The organism is Gordonia sp. CPCC 205515 (assembly GCF_048537925.1).
Lineage (GTDB): Bacteria > Actinomycetota > Actinomycetes > Mycobacteriales > Mycobacteriaceae > Gordonia.
In genome coordinates this window covers 173,777-193,374 of record NZ_JBCLVJ010000010.1, presented here as the reverse complement: position 1 = coordinate 193,374, position 19,598 = coordinate 173,777, and the positions used below count along the sequence as shown (strand labels likewise).

The 19,598-nt window shown below is 65.5% G+C and carries 17 protein-coding genes; 7 read left to right on the top strand and 10 right to left on the bottom strand.

Going from position 1 to position 19,598, the window contains the following annotated elements:
* The first annotated feature begins 406 nt into the window (after positions 1-406).
* The gene (locus tag AAFP30_RS15900; RefSeq protein WP_419230927.1) at positions 407-946 is read left to right on the top strand and encodes a hypothetical protein; all 540 of its coding nucleotides are present in this window, start codon (positions 407-409) and stop codon (positions 944-946) included.
* A 504-nt stretch (positions 947-1,450) separates the two neighbouring features.
* Here AAFP30_RS15900 and AAFP30_RS15895 read toward each other — a convergent pair.
* Positions 1,451-2,047 (bottom strand): LuxR C-terminal-related transcriptional regulator, encoded by a 597-nt coding sequence (locus AAFP30_RS15895; protein ID WP_419230926.1) that lies wholly within the window; start codon positions 2,045-2,047, stop codon positions 1,451-1,453.
* A 183-nt stretch (positions 2,048-2,230) separates the two neighbouring features.
* Between AAFP30_RS15895 and AAFP30_RS15890 the strand changes: the two genes are divergently transcribed.
* Positions 2,231-2,956: a response regulator gene (locus tag AAFP30_RS15890; protein ID WP_419230925.1), complete on the top strand. Its 726-nt coding sequence runs from the start codon at positions 2,231-2,233 to the stop codon at positions 2,954-2,956.
* A gap of 262 nt (positions 2,957-3,218) precedes the next feature.
* Here the strand turns inward: AAFP30_RS15890 and AAFP30_RS15885 are convergent, their stop codons facing one another.
* A complete protein-coding gene (locus AAFP30_RS15885; protein ID WP_419230924.1) occupies positions 3,219-3,479 on the bottom strand; it encodes a hypothetical protein in 261 nt (86 codons plus the stop codon).
* Between the two features lie 483 nt (positions 3,480-3,962).
* Here AAFP30_RS15885 and AAFP30_RS15880 point away from each other — a divergent pair, with 483 nt between their 5' ends.
* Positions 3,963-4,700 (top strand): hypothetical protein, encoded by a 738-nt coding sequence (locus AAFP30_RS15880; RefSeq protein ID WP_419230923.1) that lies wholly within the window; start codon positions 3,963-3,965, stop codon positions 4,698-4,700.
* A gap of 51 nt (positions 4,701-4,751) precedes the next feature.
* On the opposite strand, the gene AAFP30_RS15875 is transcribed toward AAFP30_RS15880, so the two are convergent.
* The 3 genes from AAFP30_RS15875 to AAFP30_RS15865 form a co-directional block, all read right to left on the bottom strand.
* The gene (locus AAFP30_RS15875) at positions 4,752-5,864 is read right to left on the bottom strand and encodes a ThiF family adenylyltransferase (RefSeq protein ID WP_419230922.1); all 1,113 of its coding nucleotides are present in this window, start codon (positions 5,862-5,864) and stop codon (positions 4,752-4,754) included.
* Complete coding sequence (locus AAFP30_RS15870) at positions 5,861-6,931, bottom strand: diguanylate cyclase domain-containing protein (RefSeq protein ID WP_419230921.1); 1,071 nt, start codon at positions 6,929-6,931, stop codon at positions 5,861-5,863. Before AAFP30_RS15870 ends, AAFP30_RS15875 begins: the two co-directional genes overlap by 4 nt.
* A gap of 166 nt (positions 6,932-7,097) precedes the next feature.
* Positions 7,098-7,592 carry a sugar transferase gene (locus tag AAFP30_RS15865; RefSeq protein WP_419231246.1) on the bottom strand — a complete coding sequence of 165 codons (495 nt, stop codon included), beginning with the start codon at positions 7,590-7,592 and terminating at the stop codon, positions 7,098-7,100.
* Between the two features lie 267 nt (positions 7,593-7,859).
* Here AAFP30_RS15865 and AAFP30_RS15860 point away from each other — a divergent pair, with 267 nt between their 5' ends.
* The 3 genes from AAFP30_RS15860 (at position 7,860) to AAFP30_RS15850 (ending at position 12,079) form a co-directional block, all read left to right on the top strand.
* The gene (locus AAFP30_RS15860) at positions 7,860-8,762 is read left to right on the top strand and encodes a LysR family transcriptional regulator (RefSeq protein ID WP_419230920.1); all 903 of its coding nucleotides are present in this window, start codon (positions 7,860-7,862) and stop codon (positions 8,760-8,762) included.
* Between the two features lie 123 nt (positions 8,763-8,885).
* On the top strand, positions 8,886-10,745 hold the full coding sequence (locus AAFP30_RS15855; protein ID WP_419230919.1) for a hypothetical protein: 1,860 nt from the start codon (positions 8,886-8,888) through the stop codon (positions 10,743-10,745).
* The gene (locus tag AAFP30_RS15850; RefSeq protein WP_419230918.1) at positions 10,742-12,079 is read left to right on the top strand and encodes a hypothetical protein; all 1,338 of its coding nucleotides are present in this window, start codon (positions 10,742-10,744) and stop codon (positions 12,077-12,079) included. The genes AAFP30_RS15855 and AAFP30_RS15850 overlap by 4 nt, the downstream gene beginning before the upstream one ends.
* A gap of 10 nt (positions 12,080-12,089) precedes the next feature.
* Here the strand turns inward: AAFP30_RS15850 and AAFP30_RS15845 are convergent, their stop codons facing one another.
* From AAFP30_RS15845 to AAFP30_RS15830, 4 genes are all read right to left on the bottom strand, one after another.
* Entirely contained in the window at positions 12,090-12,935 is an 846-nt protein-coding gene (locus AAFP30_RS15845; protein WP_419230917.1) for a DUF2182 domain-containing protein, read from the bottom strand.
* Positions 12,932-14,533, bottom strand: a complete 1,602-nt coding sequence (locus AAFP30_RS15840; protein ID WP_419230916.1) for a tyrosinase family protein — start codon at positions 14,531-14,533, stop codon at positions 12,932-12,934. Before AAFP30_RS15840 ends, AAFP30_RS15845 begins: the two co-directional genes overlap by 4 nt.
* Before the next feature lie 162 nt (positions 14,534-14,695).
* On the bottom strand, positions 14,696-15,655 hold the full coding sequence (locus AAFP30_RS15835; protein WP_419230915.1) for a Clp protease N-terminal domain-containing protein: 960 nt from the start codon (positions 15,653-15,655) through the stop codon (positions 14,696-14,698).
* Between the two features lie 24 nt (positions 15,656-15,679).
* Positions 15,680-15,925 (bottom strand): helix-turn-helix domain-containing protein, encoded by a 246-nt coding sequence (locus AAFP30_RS15830; protein ID WP_419230914.1) that lies wholly within the window; start codon positions 15,923-15,925, stop codon positions 15,680-15,682.
* A 244-nt stretch (positions 15,926-16,169) separates the two neighbouring features.
* Here AAFP30_RS15830 and AAFP30_RS15825 point away from each other — a divergent pair, with 244 nt between their 5' ends.
* Positions 16,170-17,042 carry an endonuclease domain-containing protein gene (locus AAFP30_RS15825; protein WP_419230913.1) on the top strand — a complete coding sequence of 291 codons (873 nt, stop codon included), beginning with the start codon at positions 16,170-16,172 and terminating at the stop codon, positions 17,040-17,042.
* Positions 17,043-17,063: 21 nt separating this feature from the next.
* On the opposite strand, the gene AAFP30_RS15820 is transcribed toward AAFP30_RS15825, so the two are convergent.
* Complete coding sequence (locus tag AAFP30_RS15820; RefSeq protein ID WP_419231245.1) at positions 17,064-19,586, bottom strand: FtsX-like permease family protein; 2,523 nt, start codon at positions 19,584-19,586, stop codon at positions 17,064-17,066.
* Positions 19,587-19,598 lie beyond the last annotated feature (12 nt).

Genomic DNA, 19,598 nt, shown 5'->3' with positions numbered 1-19,598 from the left:
CATCTTCGCCGCGACGACGAGGACTCCGGTGTCGTTCACCACTGTTTCGCTACTCGTCTCGCTGTGGTCATCGCAAGGTGGTTGGATGACCCCAGCAGTACCGCTGCGGCAAACACGTTGATGCGCAGCGGTTCCAACGCAGGAGGGAATCGTCGGGGTGACCGCTTTGCAGCGCGTAGCAGGATCAAAGTCTTTGGAGATCGGGGTATCTCGTCAAATCGGCCGATACGTGGCCGTGCTGATGCTGGCGGTTGCGGTGATAGCCGGCCTTACGCAGGCCACCGGCGCCGCGCCCCGCGCAGATGCGGAGGTTCCGCGATCAATCGTGGCTGCACCCGGCTCGAGTTCCTTGCTGGGTTCGTCGGGATCGAGTGATCTGGGCTCGAGTCTGACCGATCCGAGCGCGGTGGCCAACGCCGGCAAGGTGACCGCCACTGCCATCAAGCGCCGCGGTGCCGCGGTCTCGGTTGATGCGGGCAAGTTCGTGCTGGATCAGGCCGCCGGCACCGTCGAACTCGTCGACAACGCCGGGCAGGCCGTGGCGCAGTTCGTGCCCAAGGTGGTCGTCGACGGTGTGGTCACGCCTCTGACCGTGTCGATCACCAATGGCGGCAAGCGCCTGTCCCTGCTCACGCAGAACGCGATTCGCATCGGCGCGAACGTCGCCGCGTTCACCGCGACTCAGGCCGGCAATGCTGCTCAGCGGTGCGTGAACTCCGCGTTGATGCCGGCACTGACCGCGACGATCATCGGCGCGGTCGCGGCCGGGGTGACCGGGTTCTTCTCAGGCGGGTTCGGGGCTATCCCGGGTGCGGTGGGGGGTGCAGTGCTGTCGGGGTTCTCGGGGTTCAGCACGGCGTGCCTGACCGCGGCGGCGAAGGGGGTTGTCGAGGACACGCTCAGCGGGGACATTCCGAAGCAGATTGTGCAGATTCCGTTTGGGTGATCTGTCGAATCTCAACCAGCGTGAGGATGTGGGGCCGGCCGCTCGTTGAGCGCGACGAGCGAGCGCAGCGCTGGTCGAAACGCGCTGCCAAGCGGTGGTGCCGGTTTCGACGGACGTCAGCTCGGCTAGCGCCTCGCTGACTGCTCAACCGGCGATTGGGGCGACAAGTTCAACCGGCGGTTGGGGCGACTGCTCAACCGGCGGTTGGGACGACAAGCTCAACCGGCGGTCGGGAGGCGTCGCGGCTCAGCCGGCGACGGGGACAGAGGTTCAGAGGTTCATCGCTTTGGGGGAGGCGGCCGGGGTCTGCAGATCGCTAATCTGAGTTGTCAGATCATTAGCGAGCGGGGACGACCATGGATACGTGCGAGACGTGCGCGCAGCCATTGGTCCAGTGCCCCGATTGCACCGGGCAGGCCGGGGGCTACAGCATCGCCGGTCGGCTGAGGTGTTCGCACTGCAACAACATTGGACAGGTGTGCGCGAGGCACGGCGCGCAGCACGCTACGCCGCAGCCAGACGATCCCGATCCACCCAACCGTCAGCAATCAGCTGAATGAGCAACTGCGACTTGTTGCTCACCGGACGTCCCGCCTCGGCATAGCGGATCATGACCCGCCGGAAGTGCGAGCGAACGGTCGTTTCGGCGATATAGTGCAGCCGCGCAGTCTCTTTCACCGTCGCTCCGAGGGTGTAGGTGACGACGACTTCCTGCTCACGGGGACTCAGATGTACCCGACCGTTGACCCCGGGTGACACCAGCGTCCGCAGTACCTGCCGCAAACGTACGGCGCCGTGGGGTGCGTCGACGACCTCGATGCCACCGGCATGATCGACCGGCACCCCGATGCCCACTACCACCGCAGCACCTCCGCCACCCAGCTCGACAAGCGCCCGTTGACTGCGGACGATCACGACCTTGGCCGTCGCGGGCACGACTTCCCCCACCGTAAGGTCAACGAGGACAGCGCGATACCCAAAGCCTTCCACCAACGAGAGCAGTGCGACGTCGACGAGTGCTCGCTCCGACACGATCGCGACCTCGAAGGCCGGCAGGCGATGGACAGGGATGCCCAGGTCGTCGTTGATGTCCGCAGTCACGGGTGCTCCTCAGGTGCGCTCGAAGATGTCGAGATCCTTGTCCCTTCAGATTCGTCGACAGGTAGGACGAGATCAGCCACCCAGACGACATTGTTGCCACCAGTCTGAGTCATTGAAGTCTCAAACTTCGATTGCGGATACCTAATTACGCATGGCTTCGAAAAATACGGCATGATTACGCATATGCCGTCCGGACTTCGCATCCTCCTTGCATCTCCCCTGGGACATGTCGTCGCCGCTCCCCTGCAGTCGGCGTTCGAGGACTCGACGATCGTCGTCGCCGGCGACAAGGACGAAGTCCAGCGAGCGGTCTCCGGCCGGCCTCGCTTCGACGTCGTCAGCGCCGACCTGGTGTTCAATCGCGCCGACCTCGAGTGGACCTTCGACGGCCTCGACGTCATTGAATGTCTCCGCAATGCCGATCGGTTGGCGCCGGTCCTGCTCGCGACCCAGGGACATTCAATGGAGGAGGACCACCTCGCCGAGGCCCGCCTGCGGGAAGACGTCTCGGGAGTCGTCGCCAAATCGGCCGGGCTGAAGACACTGATCGAGTCGCTGAACACCGCCGCGCTTGGCCAAAGCGTGCCGGACCGCGTGCCCGCCAACCCGCGGGCATCACTGTTCGAGCTGTTCGACGGCCGTCGAGGTATTACCGCCGGTCGGATGGCCGGGGCGATCGCGTCCGGCAACGCCTCGGACAACGCGACGCTCGCCGAGGTTGCGAAGGTCTCCCCCAACACCGCCAATAAGGTCGCCACGAACTACCTGGGTCCGCTCATGCGACGCCGGAACGAACACGACGATCATCTGCCGTTGACGCAGGCGGCGGTCTATCGATGGTGCGGACTACACGCGCGATACATCGTCAGCTGGTGCCGACGTCATGGGCAAGGTGACGTGCTGCAATAGCAGCGATCGACCCACTCACTCAGCTTCGTCGTAATCGGTCTTGGGGTTGTCGACTCGTTCCCGCGTCGTCTCGCAAACGGGCAGCGCGACCCACAATAAGAGCCACCGTGATGGCGATAGTCGCCCACACGGTGAGGAAAAGGGCTCCCCCGATCAGCCATGACACGTACTTACTTTTGCAAAGAACGGAATCAGACGCAAACGTCACTCATAACTCACAGCAAGCCACAAGCATTCGGACGGGTGACACCGCCCAGCGAGTTCAGGCCGACATTTCCAGGGACACCTGCCACACGGACAGGCGATAGCCGGGCTGGTCGACGAGGTCGACACTCACGAACTCGGCCTCTTGCTGCGTCAGCTCCGGGATTGTCTGGGCCTGGTTCATCGGCACGACGTCGCCGTCAACGTAGACGCCGATGACCGTCGGTAAACAGCCGTTCGCCGCGCTCCGCACCACCAAGAGTCCGTTGAGTCGGCGTGCGCGCGTTTCGTCAAAGAGGTGAACGACGTTTCCCGACACGGCATCTCCTTCGAGACGAATGGCCATGCTGAATGGTGTCATGCGGCACTAGAGCCTGAATATCCTCCAGAAGGAGTACACGCCTGAGGTGAGAGACCCAACATCTCGACCACCAGCGACCCGTCGGTCAATACACGGACTCATCTCCGCTGAAGTGAACAAATCCACAGAATGCCGCACTTTGCAATCATTCGATCGGGTTAAATATCTTTAGATTCGCTTTGTGTCAGCACGCGACGCAGTCCCGCTGCTGGACATCGTTTACGCACGTCACGGGGGTGATTTGCCTCGCGAGCGCCGGGGACAGCACTACGGAACCGACGCCGCCCGGCGTCGTCACAGCAGGTTGGAGCACCCGCCCAGTCACACAAGAACTGGTGCCCACCCACTGCCGCATCGGACACTTAAATGACGCGGGGCGACTGGGCACCGCCGGCTAGCTGGGGATTAGCCCCAGTCGGCTCTATCAGATTGGGCAAAACCATGTCACTTGTTGTCGATCAGAGTGCTCGCTTCGAAACCCGGGGAGCGGCGCTCTCGTTGCGGGATGACCGAAGCAAGACCACCTTGGTTGTCGGAACCCCGGAATCCACGCCCCTCGTGTGGAATGACTACATATGCGGTGCGCAGCGCTCGTACTCGGCGCGCGGCGTCGCCGACGCCCTGGAGTTCGATGCGGTGCGCCATGGCCAGAAAACCCACATCTTCTGCGCCGTCGTCGATGACGACGGCAATGTCGTCGGCGGACTACGCGTTCAGGGTCCTTATCAACGGGTCATCGAATCCCACGCCGTCTACGAGTGGGCCGGACAACCCGGCCAATCCCATCTGATGAGCGCCATTGCGTCGCGCATCCCGGGCGGACTCGCCGAGGTGAAGGCAGCGTACGTCGACGCCCCAAAGGAGACCGCGCCGCACGTCGCCGGCCTCCTCGCACGGTTGGGTCTGGTGGTCATGACGGTCACCGGATGCCAATACCTGATGGCCACCGCAGCGGACTACGTTCTCGACCGCTGGCAATCGGGCGGTGGCCGCATCGACACCTCGATCCCCGCCACTCCCTACCCCGACGAGCGGTATCGCACCCGCGCGATGTTCTGGAACAGCCAGACCATCGCCGAGGACGCAAATCCCCGTGTGTGGCGTCAGATGTGGTCGGAGTACAACGAACTCTTCGACAATCGACCGATTGTGGGTGCGGAGCACAGCGAAGTCGCGTAGTCGACGGGTGTTGGCCGCGGGCGGGATGACGATCCCGGTACCGCCCGCCGGTCACCCACCCGTCAGAGCCGACACCAGACCCGCGATCTCCTCTGCGCCAAATTCGTTCCAGCCCTGGGCTTCTCGCGCTGCCGATCCCAGCAGCAGACCCTCGACATCCACGACGAAACGCCCCGAGGCGACCGGCCGACCACAGACGATGTTGCGCGTCGCGACGGCTACCACCGCGCCGGCCATCGTCGCGGTGGACCCCAGCTGTGGCCAGGACGCGATACTCCGGCCCAATTGCCCTGCAGAGTAAGCCATTCGGGGTGTCAGCGTGTCGCCCACGATAGTGGCCGCCATCCGCAGTTTCTGCCGGGGATCCTCGGCATCACCGGCGGTGAAGTGTTCCCCGCGACCGTGGAAGATGGGGTAATCCGCATCGAGGTCAAAGCGTTCGATGTCGAGGACGACGTTGTCGCCCATGTCGGTGGCACTGACCACCGGTATCCGCGCTGCCCGGGCCCGACGTCGTAGGTCGATCTTCAGCGCGACGTCGTCGATCTCTTCGACGACGACCGTCAGCGGTTCCCCGTCGAGTCCCAAGAACGCATCTGCGTCCGCAGGAGCGTAGCCGTTGGGGAACTCGGCAATGGTGCTGTAGGGATCAGATTCGAGAATGCGCCGATGAGCCAACTCCAGCTTGCCCCGGCCGATGTCGCACACTGAGTTCGGCAGGCGGTTGAGGTTGGTGGGGGCGAGTTCGTCGGGGTCGGCGATGTGAAAGTGCCGGGCACCGGTCAGCGAGCATGCGGTCAGTACCGACGAGCCGATACTGAGACCGGCGACTCCGATACGCGCCCGACTCCACTGTTCCTGCTCGCGACTGGTCAGCAGATGACGATTGCGCGCGGTCTTCAGCCGGTAGTACACATGCTCATCGGGCATCCGAACCAGCGTGGAACGCCACGGGAAGTAGATGTAGCGGGTGCGCGCGTCGACCTCGCTGGGATCGTCGAGGTCGAAGCTCTCCACACGTTCGGCATCGGGATCGACGTGCTCGAGTTTGTCCAGCGTCCGCAGCTCCGGGATGGCACTGGACCAGACATCGACCTCGGCTACGCCCAACTCCCGTAGATCATCAAGTCGTCGACCGTCGCCTGGGCGCAGGATCTCGATCATCGCATCTCCTCGTCTGACTGCTGGCCCGACGCATCGCCGGCCATGATCTCGGTTCTGGTGAGTGCCACACAGTTGCGGCCCCGCCGCTTCGCGGTATAGAGCTGCTGGTCAACCACCGCCAGGAGTTCGTCGAGCATCGTCTGGGTGGAGGCGCTCGGGTGACCCGGGTGCACACGGACCGGCGCCACGACTGCGCCGATGCTGATGGTCGCGTCGGTGCGCGCCGCGACGCACGCCCGAAGTCGTTCGCACAGATCGGTCAACGCCATCTCGTCGGCCACTGCGTCGACCACCACGAACTCCTCGCCGCCGGTCCGCGCCACCAGTGCGGTCTCCGGCGCTGCATCGCGGAGCACTTTCGCGATGTCCACGAGCATGCTGTCGCCGACCGAATGGCCTTCGCGGTCGTTCACTTCTTTGAAGAAGTCGACGTCGGCTTCGATGAATCCGACGGGTCGCTGGGTGGTTGTCGCGTTGTGCAGCACCGCGGTCCAGCGGTCGGCCAGGCCACGTCTGTTGAGGATTTGGGTCAGCGGGTCGGTCTCACTCAGCAGTTCCTGTTGGGCGAGCGCTTTGGACAGTGAGCGACGCAGAGTGGTCACGAGATAGGTCGGCACGACGATTGCCATCACCACCGCACCGCCGCCGATGACCAGCGCTGCGATTGACGTCGAGAGAGCACTCACGACGCAAAGAGCCATGCCGGCTGCGACAACGACAAATGCGATGACGGTTCGGGGAGGCGACTCCATCGCAGCGATCGCCGGGATCACGGCGAGCAACGCCAGCACTGCGTGCGCCGAACCGCTGTCGTCGACCACGCAGGCCGACGCCACAACACCGAGCATGCCGCCGAAACTCAGTACGGCGAACTGTGTGTCGTTGAGCGGCCGAACCGCCACGGTGATGATGACCGACACGATCGTGTACGCAACGATCAACACAACAAGCCAGCGAACGCCGGGGCGCAGAAACTCGGGGGACACGTAGCCCGTCAGCAGCAGCGGGATGGCGCCGGTCTCCGCTGCGAGCACGGCCAGCGTCCGCTGGTCGAAGCGCCGCTCCACCGCCCCTCCCTGTGCGTCGTTGGACCGACTCGAGGCGTCGAAGGAAAACGCACTCCCGTCAGGCTTTGCCCCAACGATAAAGGATTAGCGGTGTACCCGGTGCGGTGGGCGCGCACCACAAGACTGCAGCGATCACGGACGCTGCAAGGACCGGCAGGTCAGCCGCTCAATCCTGACTGACAGCAGCGCGCATCGTCTGCCACATCACCAGGAGGTCTCGCTTGACCGACCGCTCCTCGGAGTGACCGGCGGCCGCGTGGCCACCGAACATTCCGGGCTTGTCGGTTGCGCGCAGTGCCTTGCCCCACGACACCGAGCCGTCGAGCCCCAGCGCCCGGTGCGGCCGGGGGCCGACGAGTGACATCGTCCCGTTGACGACGTTGAACAGTTGCGGCAACTCGTCGAGGGCGAACTGGTGGATCACGCGTCCGGCGCGCGTGAACTCGGCATCCTCGGGCGTCCCGCTCGTCCAACTGCGGTCCGAGGCCACCTGTTCCGTTCGGTAATTGAAAGTACGAAACTTCCACAAACGAAATGGTGCGTCGAGCGCACCCACGCGGAACTCCCGACTGAATACCGGCCCTCGGGTGTCAAATTTGATCGCCACTGCGACACCGAGGAGTACGGGCGCGGTGAGCACCAGAAGTAGCGCAGCAACCACACTGTCGGCGGCCGCGTGAAGTACAGCGCGTCGCGTTGCACTCCTAGCGCGGATATCCGCATCGACGGCAACACCCGAGCACAGGGAATGTGGCTCCGCGGTCAAGCGTCCCCCTCAGTCGTTGGCTACGACCTCACCGCGATCTACGGTCTGGTCCTTTGGCGCGGCCACCATCGCTCACGGCGGCAATCGCAACAGTTACTAATGTAAAGCCGCGAATTACAACCTACAATCACTACAAAGTAGTCAATCGACAGGATTTTCTTGATGAAGATGTCGTTCGAGGGCCGCGACGACCTTGACCTCCGGCGCTTGCGCATGTTTGTGACCGTCGCCGAGTCGCCAAGCCTCCGAGTGGCGGCCGACGAGATGTACATCACACAGCAGGCCGTGTCGTCGGGGATCAAAGAACTCGAGCGCGCGCTGGGGGTTGAGCTGTTCTCCCGCTCCCGACGTAGTCTCTCGTTGACGCCCGCGGGTGAGGCGCTCTATCGGGGCGCTGTGCCGCTACTGGCGGGTGGGCGCCAGCTGACCGAGAAGGTTCGGATCACCGGCGAAGAGCGTCCTGATCCGTTCGTCATCGGCCACACGCCCGATCTCGCCCCCTCCGAAGTGTTCACCATCATCGAACCGGTCGTGCTGGCCGATCCGTCGGCACCGATAACGGTTCGTCCGGTCTTTGCCGACAGCATCAGCGCGGAACTCCGCGACGGACGGATCGACTTCGCGTTGCGACGCGGCATCCAAGCACCCCCAGATCTCGCCGGCACAGTTGCCGCACAACACAAGCTTCGTCTCGCGATTCGCGCCGACCATCCCCTGGCCCAGCACGATTGCGTCGCGCTGAGCGATCTCGCCGACCACGAGATCGTGGTGTCGGAGGCGGATGAGGACTCCGAGTACACCCAGATCCTGATTTCGATCTGCCAGGGTGCCGGGTTCGAACCCAAGATCATCGGCTCCACGTTGCGCGGCACACCGCCGCACACCGCGGTGATTGCCCATCCGTCGGCATGTGCATTCGTCACGAACGAGCCCGGCTGGATCAACGTGAGCCGCATTCGGATCATCGAGTTCGTCGATCCACCCAGTGCTCCCGTGCAGGCATTGTGGTTGCCGCACACGGTGTCCGCGATGCGAAGTCGGATCCTGACTGCTGTGCGTCGGTAAGCCCTTGGTGGGCTCGGTTTAGGCTGTTCAACCGATTTCTCCCGCAACCCTTTCCCACTATCATCGACAGGTGCATGCCAGATCACAGTGATCGCGATGTCCTTGTGAGCGGGGGTAATTCGGATGGCCGACCCCGAACGAAATCTGTTGACCCAGAACACCGTCCCCATGACGATCTTCGCGCAGGATCCGTCGGTGTCCGATGGCGGGCCACTCCTCGCGCCGGTGGAGGTGCCGGCCGGACGACTCCAGCGTGGTCCCCGCAGTCACCGCTTCCATGTCGTCGACATCGGCGTCGGTACCAACAAGGTCGGAGACCCGGTTCGACTCCACGCCGACAGCCCCTGGGACTATCGCGATCACTGGGCGGTCCCCAACCTCACCACCTCTGATCTGGTCGACGACCCAAAGTTTCGCGCGCAGAACGTGTTTGCTGTCGCGTCGTACACCCTCGCGCTGTTCGAGCAGCACCTGGGTCGGCCGATTCCGTGGTATTCGCAGTACCCGCACCTCTACCTGATACCGCAGGCGCGGGTGGAGGCCAACGCCTTCTACTCCCGCGAACACAATGCGGTGCTCTTCGGGTGGCTGCCGTCGATCGGGGGCCGCCCGCCGGTGTACACGACCCTCTCCTACGACGTGATCAGCCATGAGGTGAGCCACGCGATCCTCGACGGACTCCGACCCCGCTACACCGAACCCGGCTTGCCGGATCAACTCGCCTTCCATGAGGCGCTGGCCGATCTGGTGGCGCTGCTGTCGGTCTTCACGCTCGACGGCGTCGCCGCACGACTCCTCGCGCCCAGCAAGTCCAAGGTGCGCTTCCCCTCGGACCGGGATGCGATGGCCATCGAGGACGAGGCGCAGCGTCGAGAACAGTTGTGGCGCGGGCGCGCCGAGACACTCAAACAGACCCCACTGCTGTCCCTCGCCGAGGAGATCGGCGCCCGCCGCCGACCCACCCACTCGCCGGAGGGCACCATCACGGGACGCTATCCGGCACTTCGTCGTTCGGTCGAACTGCCGCCGAACACGGACTGGATCAGCGACCCCCGGTTCCAGGAAGCCCACCGCCGCGCGGAAGTGCTTGTCGCGATGTTCCTGCAGACCCTGGTGCGCATGTGGGCGCAGCGGCTGGAACCGTTGCGCAGCGACAGTTCCGGGATGGATGTCGACCGTGTCGCCGAGGAAGGCGTGACGTCGGCGCGGCACCTGCTCGGCATGATCTTGCGTGCCCTCGACTACCTGCCGCCGGTCGAACTCGAGTTCGCCGACGTCCTGGACTCGGTCCACACCGCCGACCGGCGGTTGGCGCCCGACGATCAACACAACTACCGAGATTCCCTGCTGGAATCGTTTGCGGCATTTGGTATCACACTGCCTGAGCACCGCATCGTCGACGAGGACGGTGTGTCCGCTCCCGAACCGGTACCCACCGAGGTAGCACCCGACGACGAGTACGCGATCGACCCGGATGCCTCGGATCTCAAGTCCATCCGCTACGAGCACCTCAACCTCGTCGCCTTGCGGTCCTCGCCCGAGGAGGTGTACCAGTTCATCTGGAACAACTCGGCGGCACTGGGGATCGACGTCCGACTGTCCACCCGCGTCACCCGCGTGTTGAGCAGTTCCCGGATCGGCGCCGACGGCACGCTGGTCACCGAGGTGCTCGCCGACTACCTGCAGACAGTGCGGACAACCGCCGCGAACCTCCCGCCGGGAGTCACGGCACCCGACGACATGCCCGACGACGCGGTCGTCGAACTCCTCGGTGGCGGCGTACTGGTTTTCGATCAGTTCGGCCGGTTCCGGTTGCACCAGCGCAAACCCATCCTCGACGGGCAACGACAAACCCGAAGGCTGGCATACCTGTTCACACACGGCATCCGAGATGCCCAGGGCCGGTACGGAACCAGCGACGGCGCCGGCGACACCCGACGATTCTCGCTGCTGCACAGCGACACGTCCGAGGACAGCTGGTGACGCCCCGACCGAGCCGGGTTCGGCTGCGCGCGTACAAGGTTGGCTTCGGCGACTGTCTACTGCTGACCGTCACCTACGCAAAACCGCTGCCCGACGGCCGATCCGAACGCCACGTCCTCATCGACTGCGGGACGGTGAAGAAGGCCGACGCCGGTCCCGCGCTCGCCGACATCGTCGCCAAGATGGCCGAACACTGTGCCGGACAACTCGACGTGGTGGTGGCCACGCACCGGCACAAGGACCACATCAGCGGGTTCGCCGACCGGCGCGCCCGCAAGACGCTCGATACCTTCACGCCGGCGGCGGTGATCCGGCCGTGGACGGATGCCCCCGAATCGGCAAGGGGTGAGCGCGGACTCGGACTCGACGAGGCGCATCTGGAGTTTCTGCGGGGTATCGACAAGTTGCCGCAGCAGGCGCAAGCACTCGCCGAGTTGGCGTTCGATGACGGCGCGGTGGCCAAGCGCGCACGGGAACTGGTCGAGATGGGTCTCGCGAACGCCGAAGCGGTAGCGCTCCTGGAGGATTGGGGCGGCCCCGATCGGGCCCGGTACGTCAAGGCCGGTGACGTCGTCGACCTCACGGATGTCCTTCCGGGAGTGAAGATCCGTGCGTTGGGGCCACCCACGCTGGATCAGGTGCCGTCGCTGACCCGGTATGCCAAGGAATCCGAGGAGTATTGGCTGGGGCTGGCGGCCGACGAGCAGCTCGCCGACCACATCGAACAGGCCGACGATCCGGCTGCGGTGCAACGGGCGGCCCGGGTGCTGGGGTCGCCGGGTGGGGTCGGCGCCGCCGAGTGGTTGGTACGTCAACTCGCGAGCCGACGCGTCACTCAGGGCTTGGAGATCGTGGAGGCCCTCGACGACGTCCTCAACAACACCAGCGTGATCCTGCTGATCACCGTCGGGGATCGTCGAATCCTGTTGCCCGGCGACGCGCAGATCGAGAACTGGTCGTTCACTCTCGACCAGTCACTCGCCGACCGCCGAACCCGCGAAGGCACCCGACTCGCAAGGGAACTCGCCCAGGTCGATCTGTACAAGGTCGGTCACCACGGCAGCCGCAACGCGACACCCAAGCGACTCCTCACACACTGGACCGACGCCGACGGCGCACGACGCCGGGTCGTGTCGGTCCTCACCACCAAGAGCGGCGTCTTCGGCAAGAGCACCGAGGGCGCCGTACCGAAAGCGCAACTCATCGACGGGCTGAAACAGTTTGGCCCGGTGCACAGTACCGACGATCTGTCGGCCGACGTCTGGTGGATGGATCTCGAGGCGCCGGCGTTCGGCGATCATGGCTTCGATTTCAGCCCTGGCGAGCCCGTCTGACCGTCCGCAGTCAACTCGCCGATACGACGGCGAGCAGCACCGCGACCACGCCGACCACAGCCAGCATCAGCGACGTCGCCACCGTCCCCGGATCATGATGCGGGCGTCGCCGCCGCTCGTACCACGCCACCGCGGTCAGCGGCGCGACGACGAACACGCTGTGCCCCGCCAGCATCATCACCATCATCATTGGTGCGCAGGAGATTCCACACTCATTGCCCAAGCCGAGACCGTACCGTAGGCAGGCCGTGCGCGCCTGCGTCTGCGGCAAGGGCGGTGCCAGCGTGCGATGACAGCGCGCCGGACTGAGCCGCTTACGGGATGTCCACTGCCAGGCGATCGCCACCGCCGTGGCCGCGACCAACAGTTGCGCCTCGCCGAATTCCGTTGTCTCCACCAATTTGCCGAGCGCAAGGCTGATGAACGCGGTGACGATGAGCAGCGGGAGCCAGCCCACCGCCCAGCCGCCCAACACCCAACCGGGCACGCGACGTCGGTAGCCCGAGGGTGCACGCAGCGCCGCGTACCTGGCGTCGGCCGCCACCATCGGCGTCATCACCGCGAGCATGGCGAGCAGACTCACGATGTGGGTGGTGACACCGTGGGTATGCGGTCCGGATTCGGTCATGCCGGCCATACCGCCGGTCATGTCGTGCCCAACGTGCATGTCGGCCATCACCTCGGGCGAGCCCGTCGTCCGGAGCCGGATGATCTCCACGCCGACCAGCACCACCCAGCCAACGGCTGCAACAGCATACGCGATCCATTGGGGATGCCGACCGGCGCGCAGATCCGACATCCAGGACCGTCCACGCGTCGCCGCGAGGGACACCTCCGCTGCGGCGGTGCCGATCACGCGAACTCGAGCGAGAGCCGCTCCACCGTCAGCCCCATATCGGCGAGATTCCGATCCGGGTTCATCGGCACCAGACGCACACGGGTATCCATCGGGCGCAACGTGTCTGCCTGGGCGAGTACCTGATCGGTCACATCCAGCAGGCGCTGTTGCCCGGTCCCCGACGACGACCCGTCGTCGCGGCTGGCCTCGAAGACGCCGAAGAGTGACAGTGGCCCAACGTAATGCGCGGTATCCGTCGGGTCGGGATCGGCGTCGGCCGGGAGTCCGAGGAACACGTGATACGACGTGACGGCCGGCCGGGTCGTGCGCAGGCCGTCGAACCGCAGCACCCATCGTGCGCTGTCGGGGAATGCGGCCACCGACACGTCGGCGTCGTCGGCACCTCCGGCCACGACGGCAACCTCGGTCGCCTCGGCGAGGACGAAACCGCCCGCTGCGGCAATGGGTTCGGGGGTGGTCACGTCCAGGCCGAAGGGGTCGACCTCGGCACCCGGCGGAGGCGGCGGCGCGGGCGGTAGCGACGGCGGCGTTGTCGCGTCGTAGCCGTAGCCCAGTGCTCCGACGTCGATGACCTGCGGCGCGGTCCAGGTGGCCACCACCCCGCCGGGCCGCAGGAACCGGAACTCCCGGTTGATCCACGACTGCTGTGCGACAGTCCCGGCGCCGACGCCGTCGACGAACGGGTAGCCGTGGCCGAGATCGTGGGCATAGGTTTCCCAGAGCCGGTCGATGTTGCAGTGATGCATCCAGAACACGGGATCCAGGCCGACGGTGGCGAACACCGCCATCCCGCCGCCCACGTGCATGTGGACCGACCCGTGCGGCGCCGCGTCGAGCAGCCCCATCTCCCGGGTGTCGCTGTGAAAGAGGGCGCTGTCATTGGGATTCTCGATGACCCCGCCGCCGAAGGACACCAGACCGGTGTCCTCTTGGTTGGCGAAATGTGGTCGTAGCAGGGCGGTCCGGGCGTCGGCCCACGAGGTGTCGCCGGGTTCCGGGTCGCCCTGGTTGTCGCGGATGGGGTTGAAGAGTGGGTTGGGGAAGGTTCCGTCGTCGCGCGCGGGAACGTCCGGGACCGTCACCCCGGCAGGCAGGGTGTCGTCCCGCAAGGGCAACGGCAGACCCAGGTTGCGTTGGTCGCCGAATCTGTCGTCGGAGTAGTTCCAGTACGGGAGACCCCACTCGCCTGCGGGTCCACCGAGATCGGAGATATGTTGACGGGCAACAGCTTCGAATTCGAGCAGGTACGCCCGATGCCAGGGCAGGAAGAACCAATGATTGTGCGCGCACTCCTGCCACAGGGCGCGCTGCCCATTCACCATGGGCCAATTGGATTTCGCGACGAAGGACGCGTGCACCTGCGACTGATAGCCCAGGCCGAGTGGGTCGTCCCAGCCACGCGCGATCTGCGCCATCGCATTTCGGAACTGCGGGCCGCCGTTGGTCGCGAGGTACCCGGGGATCTGGTCGAGGTAATCGTCGATGCTCGGCGTCCGCAGGCGCATCTGATGTATCGCCGCCGCGTACCAGACCAGGTCGTCGTGCCAGCCGTTGGCAGCGCCGTCTCGCCATGCGGCCAATCTTGTCGCGGTCATGGTCGTGCCACCTCGTCGACGAAGGGTCCGAGAACGTGTGAAACCGCTTGCAGTTTAACCTGAATGCGCGTTTGTCGAGAAGGCCTTTCGTTCCTCCGAATTACGCGACACCACGCACGAAACCCCCGCCCCGTTGCGGGGCGAGGGTTCGCGTTCAGGTCGTCAGACCTCCGAGGGCACTTCCGGAAGGCTTGCCACCACAGCGGCTTTCAGCGTTTCCGGGTCGGTCACCGAGTTGATGACGGCACGCGAGGCGTCGTCGGCGGTGTCGATGATGCCGATCAGCAGATATTCGGGGCGCAGCTGGCGATCGCCGCGTTCACGGGCGAACTCGACGGCCTTACCCAGCGCCTGCTTGGTCTCGTCGGCGAAACGGGGACGCGATCCGCGACCACGCGGTCCGCGCCGGCCGCGGCCGGGCTCCCAGGGTCCGTCCTCACCGAACGCACCGGGGCCGAAGCCGCCGGGACCGCCGGGGCCGAAGCCACCGCGCCCACCGGGACCGAACGGGCCGGGGCCGAAGCCTTCACGCCCCTCCCAGCCGCCGAATCCTCCGGGACCGCCGGGTCCGCCGGGACCAAAGGCACCGGGGCCGAAGCCTTCCGGACCCTGCGGCCCGAAGCCCTCCGGCCCGAAGCCACCGCGGCGCGGTCCGCGACCACGGTGTCCGTGGCCATGGCCCCGTCCCCGTCCGCGGCCCCGACCTTCGGGTCCACCGCGTCCGCCGCGGCCGAAGCCTCGGCCACCGCGGTCTGCCCAGCCCTCCGACAGGTCGTCGCCGAAACGTTCACGTACGGCTTCGCGGACCTTGTCGAGGTCAATGCCGATGGCGCGCAACGCTTCCTTGTCGTCGTCGTACCGCTGCGCGGCGGTCTGCTCGGCGGCTGCCGCCGAATCCTCGGCGGCCTCCGGGTTCTCGTCGTGGAAGGTGCGCACGGTTTCGCGGGCACCTGCCAGGGTCAGTCCCTGTTCACCGAGCAGGCTGAACAGCGGGCTGCGGGCATTGCAGAGCATGCCCAGGATGATGTGGTCGTTGCCGAGTCGGGTGTGTCCGAGATCGGCGGCCTCCTGCATGGAGAAGGCAAGCAGCATTCTGTCGTCGCGGTTGAATCGCTCAAACATGGTGGTATCTCCTTCTGGCCCGGTTCAGCGGGCCTCTCGTTGTGAATGCTTTTGGTGCACGGCCTGGCGGCTGATCTGCAGTACGTCTGCGATCGCCTGCCAGCTCCACCCGTTCGCTCGGGCGTTGGCCACCTGGACTTCTTCGAGGCGGTCGGCCAGCGTGCGCAGGGCACGCACCGCGGCCAGGCCGCGGGCCGGATCACCGCTGGCAGCAGCTCCGGCAAGGTCGTCACCGTTCATGTCCTCGATCACCTCAGGTTCGTCGTGCATGATGTCAGGTTATGTTGACATCTGTGAGTTGTCAAGAATTATTGACGGCGGATTATTCCGGACTGTGCGTGGGGCTCGCATCAGCCACATCTGTGCAGTGGGTTGGTGTGCACTGTGCACGCCCACCCCCTGCACAGCTGTGGCTGGTGTCAATATCTCGCGGCAGCACTCGTGTCAATGCGTCCATCCACACCTGTGAATGGGTCCACGCGGAGTCGGCGAATTCGGGGCAACACTCACCTACATGAAGTACATCGGGGTGTTCACGTACTCACAGGTTCTGGAAAAACTGTTGACCCGCAAGGAGATTCTGCGCCAGGTGGCGTCCGGCGAGTTGCGCAAGCTCGGCCACGACCGCTATGCCGACAAGTTCGCCGACTCGGCAGTATGCGACGTGGTCAGCAAAGGCCACGCCGTGAGCTGTCTGACCGCGCTTCGTGCACACGGAGTCTGGGTGCCGGCGACCACAGCCGAAGTCCATGCGCGCGGAAATGCCGACGCCTACCGCAAGGCCAACAATCTATGCCGAATGTACCGGCCTCCGCTCCCCACGCCCGATCCCGTCGATTCAGTACCCATTGCCTTCCAACACGCCGTGCGGTGCTTGGACCGCGAAGACCTGGTGGCCGTCTGCGATTCGATCGGCAACAAGAAGCTGATGGCGCTCGAGGAGATGCGGACAGCGATGTCCGGGGCACCGCAACGCAAGATCGCCCTGCTCGACCTGTGCAACTTCCACTCCCAGTCCGGGACCGAATCGATGGTCCGCTACCGACTGGAGAAGCGCCGGATCTCCCTGAACGCGCAGGTGCAGGTCAGCACCGTAGGGCGAGTGGATCTGCTCGTCGGCGATTGCCTGATCCTGGAGATCGACAGTGAGGAGTACCACCGAACTGCCGAGCAGTACGAGACGGACCGCCGGCGCGACCGGAAGGCAACTCGCCTCGGGTACCTCACCGTGCGCCTCACCTACAAGATGGTGACCGCGGACTGGGCCGATGCCGAAGAAGACATCCTGGCGATCGTCCGCGAGCGTCGCCATAATTGGCCACGCCCCCGAGACCAAAGCAAGACGGCCATACGGCGGCGAACCGCTCGGGCCCCCGTCAGGGAGTGATGCCCGCACTGCCGCCGACACCTACTCGTTGAGAATCGACTCCGAAATATTCATCCGCGACGCCCGCAGCGCCGGCACCAGCGCCCCCACCACGCACAAACCACAGGCGACGGCCACGAAAACGAGCGTCGAGGGTCGCGGCGAGTAGTGGATGTCGATCGAGGTGGTGGCGGTGAGGATCTTGTTCGACAGGAAATGCAATGCGCCGCCCAGGATGATGCCGGTGATCGACCCGACGATCGCGACGGCAGCCGCTTCAGCGACCACCATCCGGGAGATGAACTTTCGGGACGCCCCCATCGCACGGAGCACCCCCAACTCGCGGCGTCGTTCGATCACCGAGAGCAGCAGGGTGTTGAGCAGCGCGATGGCCGCGGCGACCGCGACAATCCATTGGATGGCCACGGTCAGCGCGCCCGCTTGCTGCGCCTGGGCTTGGGTGGCTTCGAGCGCTTCGGCACCCGAATGTACATAGACCTTCCGTCCGCCGGTCGACGGGTTGGCGGCGGCGATCGCCTCGAGTTGGGATCGGATCTGTGCCTGGTCGGCGGCGGGATCGGTGGTCACCTGCAGGTAGGTGTCGCCGGGCCGGTCAAACCATTGCGACAACAACGCATTCGACATCGCCGCGGTTCCGGAGCCGATTGACACGTAGTTCACGGTGTCCCGGACGATGGTCTCCTTGAAGCCGGACGGGGTGGCCACCGTCAGGGTGTCCCCCACCCCGACACCGAGACTGCGGGCCAACACCTTGGACAGCAGGATGCCGTCACCGGCGAGCACCTGCTGCAGCGCCGCGGGGTTGGCCTTTTTCATAAAGGGCGCCAACGATTCCGGCTCGAGTCCCTGCACCAGGACGGCGTCCTCACCGACGTTGACGTTGGCCCACTGCAGACCCACCACCTGCGTGACGCCGGGGACCTTCGCCACTTCCCCCTCGATGGCGGTCGGCAGCGCCGGTCCGGTGGGCAGACCACCGGAATCGGCCGAGGAGACGTAGAAGTCGGGGTCGGCGAGGCCGTCGAGGGACCCGGAGATCGAGCTGACCAGATTGTCCAGTGCGCCTGAGGTTCCCATGCCGACGGCCACCGCGACGGCCACCGTCATCAGGGTGGCCCAGGCGCGTCGCGGGGCGCGTTCGGTGTTGACCGCGGCCAGCTGTCCCGGGCCGCGCAGGCGTCGGGCCAGCGCGACAACCGCGGCGACCAGCGGGCGGGTGAAGGCGTAGCAGACCAGGAGCGCACCGACCGCGTAGATCGCGCCGGCGATGATCGCCGGGCGGCCGGGGACCGTCGTCGCGACGAACCAGGACCCGATCAGCAGTGCCGCTCCGACGATCAGCGCGATCATCCCGGAACGTCGAGCACGGGCAGCGGTGTCGGGAGCCTCGCCCGCCGACATGGCCTCCACCGGCGACACCGCGAACACCGATCGCGCCGCCAGCGACGTCGCCGCCACGCAGGCCAGCACGCAGGCACCGATGGCGATCACCGGTGCGTACCAATCCAAGTGGTAGCTCACCGAAGTGGTCAGGGCGTCGGTGGCGACCTCGGGAATGCTGCTGACCGCCCATCGACCGGCGAGGATGCCGACGGGCACACCGATGGCGCCGCCGATGAGGCCGAAGATCGCGGATTCGCCGAGCAGGTCGCCGACGAGGTGGCCGCGGCGGGCGCCGAGGGCGCGCATCATCGCGAGTGATCGTCGTCGAGAGGCGACGGCCATGTTCATCGTGTTGAACACCAGGAAGCCGGCGATCACCAGCGAGATCAGCGACACCAGCAGGGTGGCGTCGCGCGTGACCGAACTGGCGACCTCGGCCTGCTTGGCGCGGAATCCCGGGTCGACGACAACCGCCCGCCCGTCAACGACTTTCGACACCTGGGATTTCACCGCGGCGACGTCGGCGCCGGGTTCGGTGACGATCAGGATCGAGTCGAGCTTGCCGGGCTGCGACGAAAGTCGTTGCGCCAGATCGAGGTAGGCGAAGATGAAGTTGCCGTTGTTGAGGATGGCATTCTGATCACCGTCGATCACCGACAGCACGCGTACCGGCACATTGTTGATGGTGAGCTGCTGATCCTTGTGCAGGCCGGTCGCGGCGCCGACGATGATGCCGTCGGCGAGGTCGTCCTGACTGACACCGGATGATCCCTGTTGCGCAGCAGCCTGTTTCATCTCGCCGGAGAGGGCGGTGACGCGGGCGTCAGAGCCGAGCAGGGCGATGCTGTGGTCGTTGACGACGACGGAGTCGCGGATGAGCGGCACCACTGCTTTGGTGTCGGGAACTTCGCCGCGGATCTCCCCCGCCAGTCCCTGGTCGATGCCGGAGTCGGAGATGGAGGCGACCTCGATCTGCGCGGTTCCGGCGATGGCCGCGTTGACCTGTCGTACCGAATCGGTGAGGGAGCCGTAGATCCCGAGTACCGCGATCAGCAGAGCGGAGGCGACCATCACGACGAACAGGGACGTGATGGCGCGCAGGCGGTGGGTGCGGATCTCCCGGAGGTTGAGCACCCGGATGCGGGACAGCCCGGAGGCCATCGAGCGCAGCGC

What these genes read in the sequence shown, in the direction of transcription:
- AAFP30_RS15830 (WP_419230914.1), bottom strand. Translation starts at nt 15,925, where the DNA reads ATGCACGACGAACCTGAGGTGATCGAGGACATGAACGGTGACGACCTT.
- AAFP30_RS15890 (WP_419230925.1), top strand. Translation starts at nt 2,231, where the DNA reads ATGCCGTCCGGACTTCGCATCCTCCTTGCATCTCCCCTGGGACATGTC.
- AAFP30_RS15835 (WP_419230915.1), bottom strand. Translation starts at nt 15,655, where the DNA reads ATGTTTGAGCGATTCAACCGCGACGACAGAATGCTGCTTGCCTTCTCC.
- AAFP30_RS15825 (WP_419230913.1), top strand. Translation starts at nt 16,170, where the DNA reads ATGAAGTACATCGGGGTGTTCACGTACTCACAGGTTCTGGAAAAACTG.
- AAFP30_RS15855 (WP_419230919.1), top strand. Translation starts at nt 8,886, where the DNA reads ATGGCCGACCCCGAACGAAATCTGTTGACCCAGAACACCGTCCCCATG.
- AAFP30_RS15880 (WP_419230923.1), top strand. Translation starts at nt 3,963, where the DNA reads ATGTCACTTGTTGTCGATCAGAGTGCTCGCTTCGAAACCCGGGGAGCG.
- AAFP30_RS15840 (WP_419230916.1), bottom strand. Translation starts at nt 14,533, where the DNA reads ATGACCGCGACAAGATTGGCCGCATGGCGAGACGGCGCTGCCAACGGC.
- AAFP30_RS15820 (WP_419231245.1), bottom strand. Translation starts at nt 19,586, where the DNA reads ATGGCCTCCGGGCTGTCCCGCATCCGGGTGCTCAACCTCCGGGAGATC.
- AAFP30_RS15875 (WP_419230922.1), bottom strand. Translation starts at nt 5,864, where the DNA reads ATGATCGAGATCCTGCGCCCAGGCGACGGTCGACGACTTGATGATCTA.
- AAFP30_RS15860 (WP_419230920.1), top strand. Translation starts at nt 7,860, where the DNA reads ATGAAGATGTCGTTCGAGGGCCGCGACGACCTTGACCTCCGGCGCTTG.